The sequence below is a fragment of the Clostridia bacterium genome (genome assembly GCA_035628995.1).
Classification (GTDB): Bacteria; Bacillota; Clostridia; order Lutisporales; family Lutisporaceae; genus BRH-c25.
The window spans coordinates 572,675-588,786 of record DASPIR010000023.1 but is presented as its reverse complement, the minus strand read 5'-3'; the positions used below and the strand labels follow the sequence as shown (position 1 = coordinate 588,786).

Sequence of the window (16,112 nt, the reverse complement as noted above, 5' to 3'; positions counted from 1 at the left end):
AATAAATAGTAGGAGGGGATTCCATGAAAAAATACATAGTACTGGCACTAGTTGTAGTATTCATATGTTCAGTAGCTTTGACAGGCTGTGCTCCGCAAAAGACTAATCTTATATTGGCAACTGGAGGTACATCCGGCACTTATTATCCATTTGGCGGCGCTATAGCGCAGATATTCAATACAAAGGTAGCCAATATGAATGTGACAGCACAGGCAACAGGCGCTTCTGTTGAGAACCTTAAGCTTATAGGCAAGAAGGAAGCAGAACTTGCTATAGTTCAGAATGACACTACAGATTATGCTTATAAGGGCTTGGAAAATTTCAAGGATGGCAAGGTCGAAAATGTAAGGGCTATTGCTACTCTCTATCCAGAAGTAATACAGATAGTTGCATCTGTAGACAGCGGAATAAACGCACTTACTGATATCAAGTCGAAAAAATTCTCAGTTGGTGCCCCGGGCAGCGGTGTTGAAGCAAATGCAAGACAGATATTTGAAACTTTAGGTATGACATACAACGATTTTACAGCAAATTATCTTTCCTTTGCAGAGTCTTCAGATTCATACAAAGACAAGCATATTGACGGCTTCCTGTTCACATCTGGAATACCTAATGCTGCTATACAAGATATCACGGCAACAAGCGAACTTAAATTCGTATCGATTTCAGACGATACAATAAAGAAGCTTATTGAAAAATATCCTTTCTATACAGAATACGTAATACCTGCTGGAACATATAAAGGGCAGGATGCGGATGTAAAGACTGTTGCGGTTAATGCTACATTAGTAGTTGGCTCAGAAGTATCAGAAAAAGTTGTATATGAGCTTACAAAGGCTTTATTTGATAATCAAGCAGAATTAGCATCGGCACATGCAAAAGGAAAGGCATTAAGCCTTGAATCAGCAGTAACAGGTATATCAGTTCCTTTCCATCCAGGAGCAGAGAAATATTACAAAGAAAAGGGCGCTATAAAATAACTGACTTGAAACCATAAGGAGGATAGCCGGGCTGGATATTTCCGGTCCGGCTTCTTTAAATGAGAAATAGGATTATTAGCTTATTTTTGATTATTGTATTGGCAGCAGCGGGTAGCATGCCGCTATTTGAACGGTTTACAATAACAAATGAAAAATCCGGTTCTTTAGTTTTTCAGGATAGGGTGGAAAAGTATAGAGAGTTTCATACCAGCTTCACCCACTCTGTAAACAGGACACCCGTTAATGAATATTATAGAATATCAGAGGGTAAGCTTGTATTGCAAAAAGCGACCTTCTATTCTTATGGGGCGGGAATGCCAGAAGCAGGGGAGTACGGGAGTAGTAAGCCAAGCATTATAAATGGCATGGTACAAATAGACAATATTAATAAAGTGTTCCCGAAATTCACAATATTTGCTGGAATCAATGCCAATCATAGCTTGAATACCAATGATAGCGAGATATTTTTTTCGCAATTTGTGAAACCTCAAACACCGGTAACATTTGAAGTTAAAAAAGTATCACTTATTACACTAATAAGGTCTTATTGGAGCAAAAAATAAGATCCAATCGAGGTGGATATTAAAACACTGAGATTTAATCAGAGGAGGTGCGTTTATGAATGAAGATAAAATTCTAAAAGAACAAGTTCAAGAAATAGATATTAATGAAATAATGGCAAAATATGATAAAGAGTCAGCGTTCAGAAGACTTAGCGGCTTTCAGATGAGATTAGTCTCTTCAATTGCAATACTTTTTTCTTTATTCCAAATTTATACGGGCTTAATGGGAATTCTGCCTGCGCAGCTGCAGAGATCAATACATTTAACATTTGTATTTGTACTGGTATATCTTCTTTATCCTTCAAGCAGCAAAATGAGGAGGGACAGCTTCCATTGGATTGACATTGCTCTTGCAGTGCTAGGTGGAGCATGTGCCTTGTATATAACTCTTAATTATGAATCATTGATTTACAGGGCTGGGGATTATGTAACCCTCGATCTTTTCATAGGAGGAATCGCAATACTCTTAGTACTTGAAGGTGCTAGAAGAGTTGTTGGACTTCCAATTGCAATAATAGCTTCAGTTTTTCTTTTATATGCAAAGGTTGGCCCTTATATGCCGGGATTCCTAAACCATAGGGGTTATTCCATTGAGCGAATTATAAGCCATATGTATTATACAACAGAGGGGGTACTTGGTGTACCCTTAGGCGTAGCAGCAACCTTCATTTTCCTTTTCATATTGTTTGGAGCTTTTCTGGAGAAGACGGGGATAGGAAGATTCTTCATAGATCTGGCAAACTCTGTTGCAGGCCATGCAGCAGGGGGGCCTGCCAAGGTTGCTGTCCTGACAAGTGCTCTTGAAGGCACTATATCGGGAAGCTCAGTTGCTAATACTGTAGGCTCTGGAAGTTTCACAATACCGCTTATGAAGAGCCTGGGATACAAGCCTGAGTTTGCAGCTGCAGTTGAGGCTGCTGCTTCTACTGGAGGACAGATAATGCCTCCTGTAATGGGTGCTGCGGCATTCTTGATGGCAGAATTTATTGGTATGCCATACATGGATATCGCTAAAGCTGCAGCAATTCCGGCGCTGCTTTATTTTACAGGTATATGGATTATGGTGCATTTTGAGGCAAAGAAGCTAGGAATGAAGGGCCTTAGCAAGGATGAACTGCCAAAGCTCTCTAAGGTAATGAAGGAGAGGGGATATCTATTCCTTCCACTTATAGGTATAATATACTTCCTTGTTGAAGGATCAACTCCAATCAAGGCAGCTTTGTACGGCTTGGGTCTTGCTATATTAGCCAGCTTTATAAGAAAAGACACAAGACTTTCATTCAAGGACTTCCTTGAAGCGCTCGAAACCGGAGCAAGGAATGCCCTTGGAGTTTCAGTAGCTTGTGCATGTGCGGGAATTATAGTAGGTACTATAACTCTGACTGGTTTGGGTTTGAAGCTCGGAAATGGACTTATAGGCCTTTCTGGTGGAAACCTTATACTTACACTAATATTTACAATGATTTCATCCTTGATTCTTGGTATGGGAGCACCTACAACAGCTAACTATATAATAACTTCAACAATAGCTGCCCCTGCCATAGTAATGCTTGGGGTACCTGTGCTCGCAGCACACATGTTCACTTTCTACTTTGGAATTATAGCGGATATTACACCACCAGTAGCACTTGCAGCCTTCGCAGGCTCTGCAATAGCAAAGAGCGACCCGCTGAAAACAGGTATACAAGCAAGCAAACTAGCAATTGCGGCATTCATAATACCATATGTATTTGTATTTAATCCAGCTCTGCTGCTTATAAATACTACACCCCTTCAGGTAGTACAGATAATAATAACCTCTATCTTGGGAATGGTTGGTATTGGTGCAGCAATGGAGGGTTACTTCATTACACATGCAAATAAGCTTGAAAGAGTGGCATTCCTTATAGGCGGTCTGATGCTTGTAGATCCCGGTGCAATGACAGATGTCATTGGTTTAGTTATTCTAGGTTTATTGTTTGTGTATCAGAAGAAAAAAGCAGCAAAGCAGAATATCGGAACAATATAATATTGTGTATAAAGAAACGGAAGAGTTAAATGCTACTCTTCCGTTTCTACTTCTTCCATATACTTTTGCTTGTCAGCTTCCACTAAAGGAAGTATTCTTTCAAGTTCAGCTTTATGTATATCAACCAGTTCGTTAATAAGCCTTTCCATTTCACTTCGTTCTTCCAGGTATTTCATTTTAACAATCCATCTAGGGTTATACTCACCGGAACCGTCCAATAATTCAACACCTAAGCTGTCGAAAATTTCCTCGTTGTATAAGTCATATATGCCATAGTACTGGTACTCTTCGATATCGGCAGTAGTTAAGGTAAGGTATATGAAATATTCCTCATCCTCTTCGGATAGATAGGCATTTTCTATGAGCTCAATACCCACTCCTATTTTGTAAGAATCCACAGTTTGAGTAAAGAAGCCTGTTTCCTTATCTTTTTGCATAAGTACCATTATGTTATATTTGTCCATGTTTTTACCTCCTAAAAAAGTTACGGGTTACGAGTTTCGAGTTACGAGTGTGAAAGTATGGCTTCGAAGACTTTGCCATAGCCGCGAAACGCGAAACACGAAACGCGCAACCATACCAATATCAATACATACATAAAGTATGATATAATTCATACAAAGTAAATATGTATAATGATATTTTAACCATAATAATGGCAAACTTACAAGGAGAATAAAATGAAAATCACCAATAAGATTATAAAAGGCAGTTTTATAAAGCGATTGAACCGATTTGAAGGAGTAGTAGAGATAGATGGAAGGGAAGAGCTGGTACATATACCCAATACAGGACGCTGCAGAGAGCTGCTTGTTATGGGAGCCAGAGTTCTTCTGGAAATAAGGGAGAGCAAGACAAGAAAGACCCCATACGAATTGATAATGGTATATAAGGGTGACATGCTGATATCTATGGATTCTCAAGCTCCGAACCGGATAGTGGAGGAAGCTGTAAAAGCGGGCTTCACAAAAGAGATTGGGGATTATGGATATGTTAAAAGAGAAGTATTTTACCAAAGCAGCAGATTTGATTTGTTTTTGAAAAAGACAGAGCAAAGCGGAAAGGAGGATTCCTGTTATATAGAAGTAAAAGGAGTCACACTGGAGGTTGATGGTAATGCAATGTTTCCGGATGCTCCAACAGAAAGAGGCGCCCGGCATTTGAAGGAATTGGCTGATGCACACAGGGAAGGCTATAGAGCTGTGATAGTATTTCTTATTCAAATGGAGAATGTAAAACAGTTTGCACCCAACACACCTATGGATCCACAATTCGCAGAGGCTTTAACGGCTGCTCACGACGATGGGGTAGAAGTGCTTGCTTATAATTGCAGGGTGGAGGAGAACGAGATAGTATTGAATGAAAGGATACCTGTGTTCTTATGAAGCGTTCAATAAAAAGCTAAGAATACGAGCAAATATGAAGTAGACCGAAATATGGACAAATATACAGCGATAAATCCTCTAATATACAAAATTTAATATAATACGAACTATTTTTGTCATTTTTCATATTATAAGTATTGAAAAGAAAAAAATATTGGACTATAATAATAGACGACAAGTTAATCTTCGTTAGGTGAGGCTCCTATATGGATACACGCTGCTACCCGGAAACATCGAGAGATGCCAATGGGTCAACAGGTATTACCGAAGTAAGGTTCTACTTAATGTAGCTGGATGTATGTGGTCCAAAGCTGTATAGTGCCAAAGCTCTGCGAGTGAAGATGAAAATAGTAATTACGTTACTGTTTATTTCCCTTTCACTCAAGTGAAAGGTTTTTTTGTTTTCCAAGATTAAATTTATTGAAATAGAGGTGATTTAAATGGACTCAGGGCCCAGTAATTATTACAGTAGAATATGGATAAAATATTGGGGAAAGTCTGTTTATTTCACAGGAAGACAGCTGCTTTCCCCATAGTTGGGAGGAAAGATTATGGAAAACCTTATTAAGGGTTATATTGAAGTGAAGGATTACTCTGCAATAAAAAAGGAGCTGGAGGATATCCAGCCAGCCGATATTGCAGAACTCCTGGAAGAGTTGGATACTAAGAACAGCCTTCTTGTATTCAGAATGCTGCACAAGGACGCTGCAGTTGAAGTGTTCTCACATCTCTCTGTAAAACAGCAGACAAACTTCTCCCTTATGATAAAGGAGAATGAGTTAAAGGAGATTTTGGAGGAGCTGTACTTTGACGATAAAATCGACTATCTTGAGGAAATGCCCTCAAGCGTTGTAAAGAAGATATTGCAGTATTCTCCAGAAACAGAGCGAAAGCTGATTAACCAGTTTTTGAACTACCCTGACAATTCAGCAGGTAGTCTGATGACAATAGAGCTGGTGGACCTTAAAAAGGAGTTTTCAATAGATGAAGCACTCCTTCACATTAGGCGAACAGCTATAGATAAAGAAACAATATATACTTGCTATGTGACGGACGGCAACAGGAAGCTGGAGGGTATAGTCTCCCTGAAGGATTTAGTGACATCTGCTGTAAATAAGACTGTAGAAGATATTATGGAGACAGACCCTATATCAGTAATGACCATTGATGACCAGGAAGAAGTAGCAAACTTATTTAAAAAGTATGACCTTTTGTCCATACCCGTTGTGGATCAAGAAGACAGGTTAGTCGGAATTATAACTATAGATGATATCGTGGATGTAATTGAGGAAGAGGCGTCAGAGGATATTCAGATCATGCATGGTTTGGCGCCTAGCGAAGAGGAATACCTAAAAGCAGATATATTCTCACTGGCAAAGCAAAGAATTTTCTGGCTGCTTTTCCTGATGCTTTCTGCAACTATCACAGGAAGTATTATCGAAAGCTTTCAAGGCAGTCTGGAGAAAGCGGTTGGGCTTGCGGTATTCATACCTATGCTTATGGGCACAGGCGGTAATGCGGGAACTCAATCTTCGACACTTGTAATAAGAGGTATTGCCCTTGGAGAAGTGGAAATAAATGACGTGTTTAAGGTAATATGGAGAGAGCTTCGAATAAGCCTTATGGTAGGGACATCACTGGCACTTGTTAACTTCGTAAGGGTATACTTCCTGGGAGGCAATTCTCTATTGGTATCCGTGGTTGTCAGTGTAACGCTTATTATAACAATTATGCTTGCCAAAGTGATAGGAGGAATACTTCCGCTGTTTGCAAAGGCAATTAATCTTGATCCTGCAATAATGGCAAGTCCATTGATATCTACTATGGTGGATGCGCTTTCATTGCTGTCTTACTTTAAAATTGCAGAAATAATTATGGGAATATAGAAGGATTATGAGGTTTCGAGGAGTAGGGGCGAACACTGTTCGCCCGTACAATCTTTGAAGCCTTTTATTTTATACTAAGTGCTTTCTTTAGTACTTTTGAGGCTATTGGTGCTGCTGTACTGCCGCCACCACCGCCATTTTCTATCATTACTGCAATTGCAACCCTTGGTTGGTCTGCAGGGGCAAAACCTACAAACCACGCATGGGACCTCTGATCTCCACTGACCTCGGCGGTGCCGGTTTTACCTGCTACCAAGACCTTGCTGACTTTTGCCTTTGTTCCGGTTCCAGATTTCACAACCTCTACCATAAGATCTTTTATTATCACTGCAGTTTTTTCGTCCATTACCTGGCCTAACTGCTTAGGATTGTAATACTTTAATGTTTTCCCTTCGCTATCTGTTATGCTGCTCACAACATAAGGCTGCATCATAATACCTTTGTTTGCTATAGCAGCGGCCATCAATGAGGCATGCATCGGGGTCATGAGAACTTCACCCTGCCCGATGGATTGCTGTGCAACATTCTTATTGTCATTCTTGTTTGGGAAAACACTTTCTGAGATTTTAATATCTGTCGGTATACTCTTATTTAGCTTGAATCTTGTTGCTTCATTGTTCATATTGCTATATCCAAGTTGGAGTCCCTGCTTTATGAAGTAGGAGTTACAGGAGTGCTTCAGAGCATCTTTTAGTTTTATTTTTCCGTGGACTTCATTGTCATTATCTTTTATTATATAACCGCCAATATTAACTTCACCGGTGCACTCTATTTCTCTATCCTGCAGATTGTTTTTCAGTATGGCGGAAGTGACTACAAGCTTGAATATTGAACCGGGAGCATATAAACCTTCTGCAGCTCTATTCAAGAGTGGGCTTTTTTTATCCTTTATAAGGCTTTCCCAGTCGTTTTGAATATTTGAAGGATCAAAATCTGATTTGCTGACCATTGCGAGCACTTCACCCGTATCAGGCCGCAGCACCACTATAGCTCCCCGTTTGCCTCGCAATTGCTCGGAAGCATATACCTGAAGTGAACGGTCCAGCGTTAGTTTTATGTTATTGCCGCTGATATAGTAATCATTTATTTTACTCCGCAAGGCTTCAATAGTGTCACTGGAACTCATAAGCTCCTTGTTGTATAGGGCCTCAAGTCCGGAAGAGCCGAGGTTCTTGCTGGAATATCCTATTACATGCGAAAAGGACCTTGGGTATATATATTTGCGTTTTACTCCAGATTTGTACTTTGTACTCTTTACAAGCACTTCTCCATTCTTGTCCTGTATGCTGCCTCTGATTATGTTTTCGCTTGATTCCCGGAGCCTTCTGTTATATGAATTTGATGATATCACTCTGGATTCAAACAGATTGAAATAAAGCAGATACAAGCATATCAAAGCAAATAATGATAAGTAAATATATTTAATTATTTTAACTCTGTTATTCATAAGAATTACCTCGTACTGGGCGAACACTGTTCGCCCCTACTTCCTGTTTCCTCGACCCAATATAATACAGCAATCCAATGTTCAGAAACTGTGAAAGCAGTGAGCTGCCGCCGTAGCTGATAAAGGGAAGGGTTACTCCAGTTATGGGAATGATATTCAAAACACCACAGACAATTATAAGTGTCTGAATCACACTAAGTGAAGTAAGACCCAATGCTGCCGTGGAATATATGGGGCTGCTGCATTTTGAGCTAATATCCATGCCAATTACACTCAGCAGGGAGTAAATGGTCAGTAAGAATATACCGCCAAGCACACCGGTTTCCTCACAGATTGCAGAAAATATGAAATCTGTATGAACAGCGGGTATGAACTTAGGATCACCAAGGAATATACCTGTACCAATAAGTCCACCAGTGGCAACTGCAAACAATGATTGCGTTATCTGATAGGATTTGCCCGATACATATTTCCAGGGGTTAACCCAGGCAAGAACACGGAACTTGATGTAGGAAAAAGCAAAATAGCTTATGAAGGCTCCGCCAATTGCCGCGCCAGCTGAAGCTGCAGTATAGTAACCCTTTATATCTTTAGTGAAAAGCATCATAAGAAATACTGTAAAGAATATAAAAGCAGAGCCCATATCCCGCTGCATGACGAAAAATACTACAATTATGAGCATTGATGCAGCTATTATTACAAACCTCCTGAGATTTAATTCTTCATTCAGCAGACAAGCCATGAAGAAAACAAATATCAGCTTTATGAATTCTGAGGGCTGTACATTTGCGAAGGGGAGCTCTATCCAGTTCTTTGAGCCGTTAATCTCAGTACCCCATATTTGGGTAACCATGAGAAGCGCAAGGATTAAACCGCCAAGCAGCAAATGATGCTTATAATGTATTTCAAATCTTTTCATAAGTATAATGACTGCAAAGAACGCAATTATCCCGACAGGTATAAAATATGCCTGTTTAGTGCCGTAGTCGGGGCTCAGCCGATACAGAATGCTGAGGCCAATGGAAAGCAGGTTGAAGACCATGTCGATTATCAAGTGATTATCAGGCTTCAAAAGCTTTCCAAGCAGCAGTCTGGAGACTATATAGGAAACTGCCAGACCACCGCCTATGTATAAGGCTTTGTAATCCAGCGGCTCATAATAATATGAAATCAAAGAAAAATTTAATGCAATAAGAATGACATTCAAAAATGGAGCTAGGTATTGGCATATACGCTTGTTCTTGTAGTATGCAAGGTAGCAGGAAACTGAAAAGCCTGCAGCAATGAAAATATATATGAATCTATAGCTCCAAGAAAGCACTTCAAACATTGTATCACCAACTTCTAATTAATATTCCGCAATTACCAGTATTACTATATTATACATTACTATAGGGTAAAATTCACTATTAAGTGGATGTAAAACCTTATACATGATTTATATAGACGTAAATATATGATAGAATATTTCAGAAGAACAATTTTTATAAAAAAGGAGCATTTTATGGCATATAAATATGTACTATTCGATCTTGACGGAACACTTATTAATACCAACAGGCTAATTATTGATTCATTCAAATATACATATAAGACCTGTCTGGGGCTGGATGTAAGCGAACAGGATATACTCAAGTACTTTGGAGAGCCTCTTATAGTCACGTTGAAAAGATACTCAGAAGAGAAGGGCGATGAGATGTATCAGACATATATTGATTACAATGAATCGCGACATGACGATACAGTGACAATATTTGAAGGGGTTCAGGAACTACTGAAGGAGCTTTCAAAGCAGGGCTTCACTTTAGCTCTGGTAACCTCCAAGAGGAGAAAGGCAGCCTTAATGGGACTTGATCTTTTTGATATTAAGAAATATTTCGATGCTTTCATAGCACTTGAGGATACAGAGCTGCATAAGCCCAATCCTGCTCCGGTTATAAAAGCCCTGGAGCTGCTGAATGCACATCCGAGTGATGCAATAATGGTAGGAGACAGTGTATTCGATATACACTGCGCCCACGGGGCTGGAGTCAAGGCAGTACTCGTAAAATGGAGTGTAGCACAAGGCTTCCAGGGGGATGATGCCTCGGCGGATTATGTAGCGCATGACACAGAGGAGTTATTGAGGGTTATAAAAGGATAAAAAGCGGCGAATGCCGCTTTTTTATCGCATTTTCATAAACTTTTTTTCCACCCATGTCACCGATAAATACATCAGCGCTGCGGCCACAGCTAATATTATGATGCTGGTCATTACAAGGTCCATCTTGAAGACCTGACCTCCATATATTATCAGATAGCCTAAGCCTGCCTTTGATACGAGAAACTCACCCACAATAACGCCCACCAGAGATAGCCCCACATTTATTTTGAGAGTGGATATCATCTCGGGAATGCTGGATGGAAGTACAACCTTTCTAAGTATTTGAAGCTTTGTTGCACCGAAGGTTTTTAGCAGCTTGATTTTATCCTCGTCACAGCTCTTAAACGCCTGATAAACGTTAAGTATGGTAACAACGATGGACAGAAGTAGAGCCATAACTATTATTGAACCTGTGGTTCCGCCAACCCAAACGAGTATTATTGGTCCTAAAGCTGTCTTGGGCAGAGCATTAAGCACTACAAGATAAGGATCCAGGACTTTTGCAGTAAAGTCTGACCACCAAAGGACAATGGCTATCAGAGTACCCAGAATTGTGCCTGACAGAAAGCCAATAATAGTTTCATATATTGTAACCCCTGTATGAAGGAACAAGGAGCCGTCCTTTGAGAGATTAACCATAGTCTTTATAACTCTGGTAGGCTGGCTCATGATGAAGGGGTCTATCCATTTCAGCCTGGCTGCAATTTCCCACAATGCAAATAAAGCGACCAATATAACCACTCTGGATAGAAACACAGCACTTTTTGCTGCCTTCTCTTTTCTTATGAATTCCACATGCTCTTTTGAGTGTTGGAAAGCCGATGAGGCATATCCTTCAGACATGAACATCCAGCTCCTTCCATATCTTATTAAAATACAGCCTGAATTCAGGAGCTTCTCTGCAGGTTATTGGAGTCTTACATTCACAGGTTGTCAGAGCTATATCATGCTCGGACTTTACTTCACCGGGCCTTTGGGTAAGTACAATCACCCTGTCCGACATTGAAACCGCTTCTGCAATATCATGAGTAACGAGAATTGCCGTCTTTTTTTCTTTTTTTATTATTACCCATATTTCTTCTGAAATAGCTAGCCTCGTCTGATAGTCAAGAGCGGAAAATGGTTCATCCAGAAGTAGTATTTCCGGACTGGCCGCTAATGTTCGTATCAGGGCAGCCCTCTGACGCATACCTCCCGAAAGCTGCTTTGGATAGTAATACTTGAATTCACCCAGCCCATATTCCTCAAGAAGCCTTTCTGCGTTTTTCAAAGTATCCTTATTCAGCTTATTTTGGATTTCAAGCCCCAAGGTTGTGTTTTTTAGTATTGTACGCCACTCGAATAGGTGGTCTCTTTGCGGCATATAGCCGACATTGCTTGATGTTCCGGTTACAGGCTCATTATCTATAAAAATCTTACCTGAGGAAGGTTTTAGAAGCCCTGAAATAAGCGAAAGCAAGGTTGACTTGCCGCAGCCGCTTGGGCCTACAATGCTCACGAACTCTCCCCTTCTTACGTCTAGTGATAAGTTTTTAATGGCCTGGGTTTCACCGTCAAGTGTATGGTAGCTCATAGTCACGTTTTTTAGCTCTACTACCTTGTCCACTGCCACACCCCCAGTAAGTTCTTATAACTCCATAATATTCATAAGTTGAGGTATAAGTGATTAAAAAATAAATAAGTACTATATGTTTCGCACTAATTCCATTAAATAATAGTTCAATAGTACGAAACATTTTCATTGATGTTATAAATCGCATCTATTCGATATAATCTTCTTCGTGCGATTTACTTGAGTAAAATGATGCTAAAAATGAACATGGCTGTTCTCACTATCAATATTCTTGAGTAAATATAAATATGATAATTTCAAAATCACCTATTGGGGAGTGATTTTAGTGGAAAGGACTCCAAGAATAAAGGCTATAGCCATTTTGCTTTTTCTATTGATTATATGCAGCAGTACGCTTGTCTTCACGAGGGGAGAGGGTACTTCAAAGGTTGGAACTGCAAATATTGAAGTAATCCAAGTTGAAGCCTTCATGGACAGCACAGTTGTGCTAAAAAGCGATGGAACAGTGTGGGGCTGGGGGGATAACAGCTCCGGCATGCTGGGAGAAGCCAGGGACAAATATGTTTTTTCTCCGGTAAGGCTTGAAGGACTTGAAGATATTGGGTCCATCTCTATGGGAAACGGATATCTGCTTGCTGTTAAAAAAGATGGCACAGTATGGGGAGCAGGCAATAACGAGCTTGGAATATTAAACCCGGAAAAGATCGGCAGCCGCATAAAAAAGCCAGCCAGGATCAAGGAGCTGACTGAGATTCAAGCTGTCTCTGCCGGTATTAACTATGCAATGGCAATTAAGAACGATGGCACTGTATTTTTATGGGGTGATTACAGATACAAGGCGTCAGAGACGCAGAAGCATCCACCCAGAAAGGTAAATCATGCAAAAGGTATTACAAGCATAGCGGCATCAAGATATAATGCTTTTGTAATAGACAATAATTCTAGGGCTTGGTTCTTGCGAGGGTATTTGCATAAACCGGAGGGAATAGAAAACCTGGAAGAAATAATGCTTATATATGAATCCAGCAAACTCACCTATGCAGTGTCAAAGGACGGCAGCTTATGGTATTGGACTATAAACGGACAATTCACAAATAAGCTCGAAGGGGTCTATGGGATTGAAAAACTGGCAGCCTACGGGGCTAATGAAATGATTGCTCTTGATAAGTCAGGATTCCTTTGGAAGTGGAATCAGAAAGATATGCAGCTTGGTAGAATAACGGGAATTGAAGCTGTGAGGGATATTGCTGCAGGGAATTCCCATATAGCAGCACTCAAGCAGGATGGAACGGTATGGACTTGGGGGGATAACAGCCATGGGCAGCTTGGGGATGGAGGAGAATATATTCAAAGGACTCCTTTGGAAGTGCCAGGGCTGAAGGATGTGAAAATGGTATCAGCATCCTCTGCTTTTGCAGCTGCATTGATGCAGGATGGAACTGTTTGGATGTGGGGAGACAATGGCTATGGGCAGCTGGGAAATGGAACCAGGGAAAGCAGCATGCATCCGGTGAAGGTGAAAGGAATGGAAGGAGTAAAATATATATCTACTGGTCATTCTCATACCCTTGCACTAAAGGAGGACGGCACTGTATGGGCATGGGGAAGCAACAGCAGCGGTGAGCTTGGAGATAGTACATATGAAGACAGGCTGCTGCCTGTACATATAGCGGAATTGAAAAAGTCAGTGTCGGTATCCGCCGGAAACGGCTTTTCGATGGCATTGGCGGGCAATGGAACTGTATGGGTTTGGGGAAACAGCTCCTATGAGCCTAAGCGGGCAAAAAAGAAAATGGATACATCAAAACCTTTGAGAGTGGAAGAACTCTCGGCAATAGCAGAAATAGAGGCTGGGGATGAATGTGCAATGGCGGTAAAAAGAGGAGGCTCTGTATGGGGTTGGGGAAATAATTTCAGCGGTCAGCTTGGGTTTTCACCAAACAAGGAGGACAATGTGAGGGGAAAGCCCAGAGTTGTAAGTGGATGCAGCTATATTGACAGTGTAAGCATAGGTGAAGGTCATGTGCTGTCACTGGACAGCGACGGTTTGGTTAAGTCATGGGGCAGCAATGAATATGGACAGTTAGGAAACGACCTTCCAGCAAAATTCATGAGCCCAAGAACAATAGAGGGACTGGGAGATATAGCAGTGGTGACGGCTGCTGGCAACCACAGCTTCGCATTAGATAAAAATGGGATGCTTTGGGCGTGGGGTGACAATATGAACGGGCAACTGGGTCCGAGCTTAGGCAATATTATTAAACAGCCCATGCAGGTAGATTACCTGGCTGACATAAAGCAGCTTGCATGCGGTGAAAGCTATACTCTGGCTTTGACAACGGGTGGAAAGCTCATGGCATGGGGATTCAATGAATACGGGCAGCTGGGAATTGACAGAAAAGATTCCAGTTTCGTTGAGGATCCCAAACAGATAATAATCCCGTAGCATTTCACTCACTCTTTGCCATAATTTTATGCTATAATTCTTACGACGGTGGGAAAAGGATAGAAGATAATAATGCGAGGTGCTATATGGAGATATATAGGAATTGCAGAATAATCACAATGGATGGCGAAATGTCCAATGGGGATTATATGGCAGTTGATTCCGGGAGAATAGTGGAGGTAGGAACGGGTATTATCAAACCTGAATATGAAGGTGCAAAGCAAGTAGATCTCAATGGAAGTGTCGTTATACCCGGTTTCTGGGAATCACATCTCCATATTGCTACAGGAATGAGAAGTCTTATGGAGTTGAACCTCAAGGATTGTGGCAATTATAAGCAGCTGAAGGATAGAGTATATGCTTATTGTAAAAAAATTGCTCCCGGAGACTGGGTTATAGGGCATGGCTGGGATGAAAAAAAGCTTTTCGGGGGTAAGTTTCCAGATAGGTTAGTTCTGGATGAGCTTTGCAATAGCCATCCTATGGTACTGGTGAGAATGGATGGCCATTCACTGTGCGTAAACACTGCAGCTATAGAACATTTGGGCCTTCAAGGCCTGGAGTCCTCCGCGGAAGCACCTCAGGGAGGAGATGGAAAGCCCAGCGGCATGTTCTTTGAAAACACCGCGACTGATATTCTTGCAAGCATAGAGTGCTTGTTTCCTGATAATTACATAGAGAAAGTAATACTTAGCGCTCAGGATTTATTCTTTAAGAATGGGATTACTTCGGTAAATGATATTTCAATTCAATACGGAAGATATCTGGAGCTATATAGAAAGCTGGGGGCGGAAGGAAAACTTAAGTTAAGGATTACTGCCTCACCAAATGGAGCGGATGAGGATTTGGTTGAGGAGTTTGAAATGAATAAAAGCAATCAGAATGAAAGGCTGAAAATAGGACCCCCTAAGTATTTTATGGATGGCAGCTTTGGTTCCAGAACCGGACTGTTGTGGGAAGAGTATACCGATGACCCGGGGAATATAGGGCTTCAGCTTATTGAAGAGGATGAGCTGGAAGCTATAATTGACAGCAATGCAGCTAAAGGCATTCCTATAAACATTCATGCAATTGGAGACAGAGCAGTAAGTATAATACTGGATGCCTTTGATAAGCTCAAGGGTGCAAATAAAAGAGGATTGAGATGCAGAATTGAGCATATACAGATTATCAAAGATGAGGATATAGAACGGTTTAAGCAGAATTCCATTACAGCTTCCTTTCAGCCGGTATTCCTTTATGAAGTGGATTTGACGCAGTCCAGGTTGGGGAAAGAAAGGCTCCCAAGGGTTTATAGAATCAAGAGCTTTATAGATCAGGGGATAAATGTCGTTCTTAACAGCGATTGGCCATATGGGGGAGAGGTATTTCCTGAAAAAACCGATGGAACGAGATATATTGGGTTTGAGCCGATACTGGGAATTCATGCTGCCTGCTGCAAGCAGATGAATGAGTCTGAGTCTGTAACTCCAGACCAGGCATTACAGTGCTATACGGTGAATCCTGCTTATGTGAATTGCAGGGAGAAGGAGTTGGGAAAGCTGAAGAAAGGATATCTGGCTGATTTTGCAGTACTGTCAGTAGATATAACTGAAGTAGCAGCTGAAGAAATTTTAAGCACCGAAGTATTGGCAACTTATATAAGCGGTAAAAAAGTATATGAAAAAAAGAATCTGTAAAG

13 protein-coding genes and 1 riboswitch are annotated in these 16,112 nt (G+C 40.9%); of the genes, 8 read left to right on the top strand and 5 right to left on the bottom strand.

What is annotated here, in order from left to right; all coding sequences use genetic code 11:
• Positions 1-23 precede the first annotated feature (23 nt).
• The 3 genes from VEB00_09775 (at position 24) to VEB00_09765 (ending at position 3,551) form a co-directional block, all read left to right on the top strand.
• Positions 24-980, top strand: a complete 957-nt coding sequence (locus tag VEB00_09775) for a TAXI family TRAP transporter solute-binding subunit (protein ID HYF83300.1) — start codon at positions 24-26, stop codon at positions 978-980.
• A gap of 86 nt (positions 981-1,066) precedes the next feature.
• Complete coding sequence (locus tag VEB00_09770; GenBank protein ID HYF83299.1) at positions 1,067-1,543, top strand: DUF1850 domain-containing protein; 477 nt, start codon at positions 1,067-1,069, stop codon at positions 1,541-1,543.
• A 55-nt stretch (positions 1,544-1,598) separates the two neighbouring features.
• Positions 1,599-3,551: a TRAP transporter permease gene (locus VEB00_09765; GenBank protein ID HYF83298.1), complete on the top strand. Its 1,953-nt coding sequence runs from the start codon at positions 1,599-1,601 to the stop codon at positions 3,549-3,551.
• Positions 3,552-3,583: 32 nt separating this feature from the next.
• On the opposite strand, the gene VEB00_09760 is transcribed toward VEB00_09765, so the two are convergent.
• Complete coding sequence (locus VEB00_09760) at positions 3,584-4,015, bottom strand: DUF6762 family protein (protein HYF83297.1); 432 nt, start codon at positions 4,013-4,015, stop codon at positions 3,584-3,586.
• 216 nt (positions 4,016-4,231) lie between these two features.
• Between VEB00_09760 and sfsA the strand changes: the two genes are divergently transcribed.
• Both sfsA and mgtE read left to right on the top strand, forming a co-directional pair.
• Positions 4,232-4,936: a DNA/RNA nuclease SfsA gene (gene sfsA / locus VEB00_09755; GenBank protein ID HYF83296.1), complete on the top strand. Its 705-nt coding sequence runs from the start codon at positions 4,232-4,234 to the stop codon at positions 4,934-4,936.
• A 178-nt stretch (positions 4,937-5,114) separates the two neighbouring features.
• A riboswitch (M-box (ykoK) riboswitch) is annotated at positions 5,115-5,283 on the top strand.
• Between the two features lie 204 nt (positions 5,284-5,487).
• The gene (gene mgtE / locus VEB00_09750; GenBank protein ID HYF83295.1) at positions 5,488-6,822 is read left to right on the top strand and encodes a magnesium transporter; all 1,335 of its coding nucleotides are present in this window, start codon (positions 5,488-5,490) and stop codon (positions 6,820-6,822) included.
• A 64-nt stretch (positions 6,823-6,886) separates the two neighbouring features.
• Here mgtE and VEB00_09745 read toward each other — a convergent pair whose 3' ends face one another.
• Positions 6,887-8,269 carry a penicillin-binding transpeptidase domain-containing protein gene (locus tag VEB00_09745; GenBank protein ID HYF83294.1) on the bottom strand — a complete coding sequence of 461 codons (1,383 nt, stop codon included), beginning with the start codon at positions 8,267-8,269 and terminating at the stop codon, positions 6,887-6,889.
• Positions 8,262-9,599 (bottom strand): FtsW/RodA/SpoVE family cell cycle protein, encoded by a 1,338-nt coding sequence (locus tag VEB00_09740; GenBank protein ID HYF83293.1) that lies wholly within the window; start codon positions 9,597-9,599, stop codon positions 8,262-8,264. Before VEB00_09740 ends, VEB00_09745 begins: the two co-directional genes overlap by 8 nt.
• Before the next feature lie 174 nt (positions 9,600-9,773).
• On the opposite strand from VEB00_09740, the gene ppaX reads away from it, so the two are divergent.
• Positions 9,774-10,412 (top strand): pyrophosphatase PpaX, encoded by a 639-nt coding sequence (gene ppaX / locus VEB00_09735; GenBank protein HYF83292.1) that lies wholly within the window; start codon positions 9,774-9,776, stop codon positions 10,410-10,412.
• Between the two features lie 21 nt (positions 10,413-10,433).
• Here ppaX and VEB00_09730 read toward each other — a convergent pair whose 3' ends face one another.
• Positions 10,434-11,261 carry an ABC transporter permease gene (locus VEB00_09730; GenBank protein ID HYF83291.1) on the bottom strand — a complete coding sequence of 276 codons (828 nt, stop codon included), beginning with the start codon at positions 11,259-11,261 and terminating at the stop codon, positions 10,434-10,436.
• Entirely contained in the window at positions 11,248-12,018 is a 771-nt protein-coding gene (locus tag VEB00_09725; GenBank protein HYF83290.1) for an ABC transporter ATP-binding protein, read from the bottom strand. Before VEB00_09725 ends, VEB00_09730 begins: the two co-directional genes overlap by 14 nt.
• Positions 12,019-12,310: 292 nt before the next feature.
• Here VEB00_09725 and VEB00_09720 point away from each other — a divergent pair, with 292 nt between their 5' ends.
• Together VEB00_09720 and VEB00_09715 are read left to right on the top strand one after the other, a co-directional pair.
• Positions 12,311-14,431 (top strand): hypothetical protein, encoded by a 2,121-nt coding sequence (locus tag VEB00_09720; GenBank protein HYF83289.1) that lies wholly within the window; start codon positions 12,311-12,313, stop codon positions 14,429-14,431.
• 86 nt (positions 14,432-14,517) lie between these two features.
• Positions 14,518-16,110 (top strand): amidohydrolase, encoded by a 1,593-nt coding sequence (locus VEB00_09715; GenBank protein HYF83288.1) that lies wholly within the window; start codon positions 14,518-14,520, stop codon positions 16,108-16,110.
• The last annotated feature ends 2 nt before the right edge of the window (positions 16,111-16,112 follow it).

What these genes read in the sequence shown, in the direction of transcription:
- VEB00_09775 (HYF83300.1), top strand. Translation starts at nt 24, where the DNA reads ATGAAAAAATACATAGTACTGGCACTAGTTGTAGTATTCATATGTTCA.
- VEB00_09765 (HYF83298.1), top strand. Translation starts at nt 1,599, where the DNA reads ATGAATGAAGATAAAATTCTAAAAGAACAAGTTCAAGAAATAGATATT.
- VEB00_09760 (HYF83297.1), bottom strand. Translation starts at nt 4,015, where the DNA reads ATGGACAAATATAACATAATGGTACTTATGCAAAAAGATAAGGAAACA.
- sfsA (HYF83296.1), top strand. Translation starts at nt 4,232, where the DNA reads ATGAAAATCACCAATAAGATTATAAAAGGCAGTTTTATAAAGCGATTG.
- mgtE (HYF83295.1), top strand. Translation starts at nt 5,488, where the DNA reads ATGGAAAACCTTATTAAGGGTTATATTGAAGTGAAGGATTACTCTGCA.
- VEB00_09745 (HYF83294.1), bottom strand. Translation starts at nt 8,269, where the DNA reads ATGAATAACAGAGTTAAAATAATTAAATATATTTACTTATCATTATTT.
- VEB00_09740 (HYF83293.1), bottom strand. Translation starts at nt 9,599, where the DNA reads ATGTTTGAAGTGCTTTCTTGGAGCTATAGATTCATATATATTTTCATT.
- ppaX (HYF83292.1), top strand. Translation starts at nt 9,774, where the DNA reads ATGGCATATAAATATGTACTATTCGATCTTGACGGAACACTTATTAAT.
- VEB00_09730 (HYF83291.1), bottom strand. Translation starts at nt 11,261, where the DNA reads ATGTTCATGTCTGAAGGATATGCCTCATCGGCTTTCCAACACTCAAAA.
- VEB00_09715 (HYF83288.1), top strand. Translation starts at nt 14,518, where the DNA reads ATGGAGATATATAGGAATTGCAGAATAATCACAATGGATGGCGAAATG.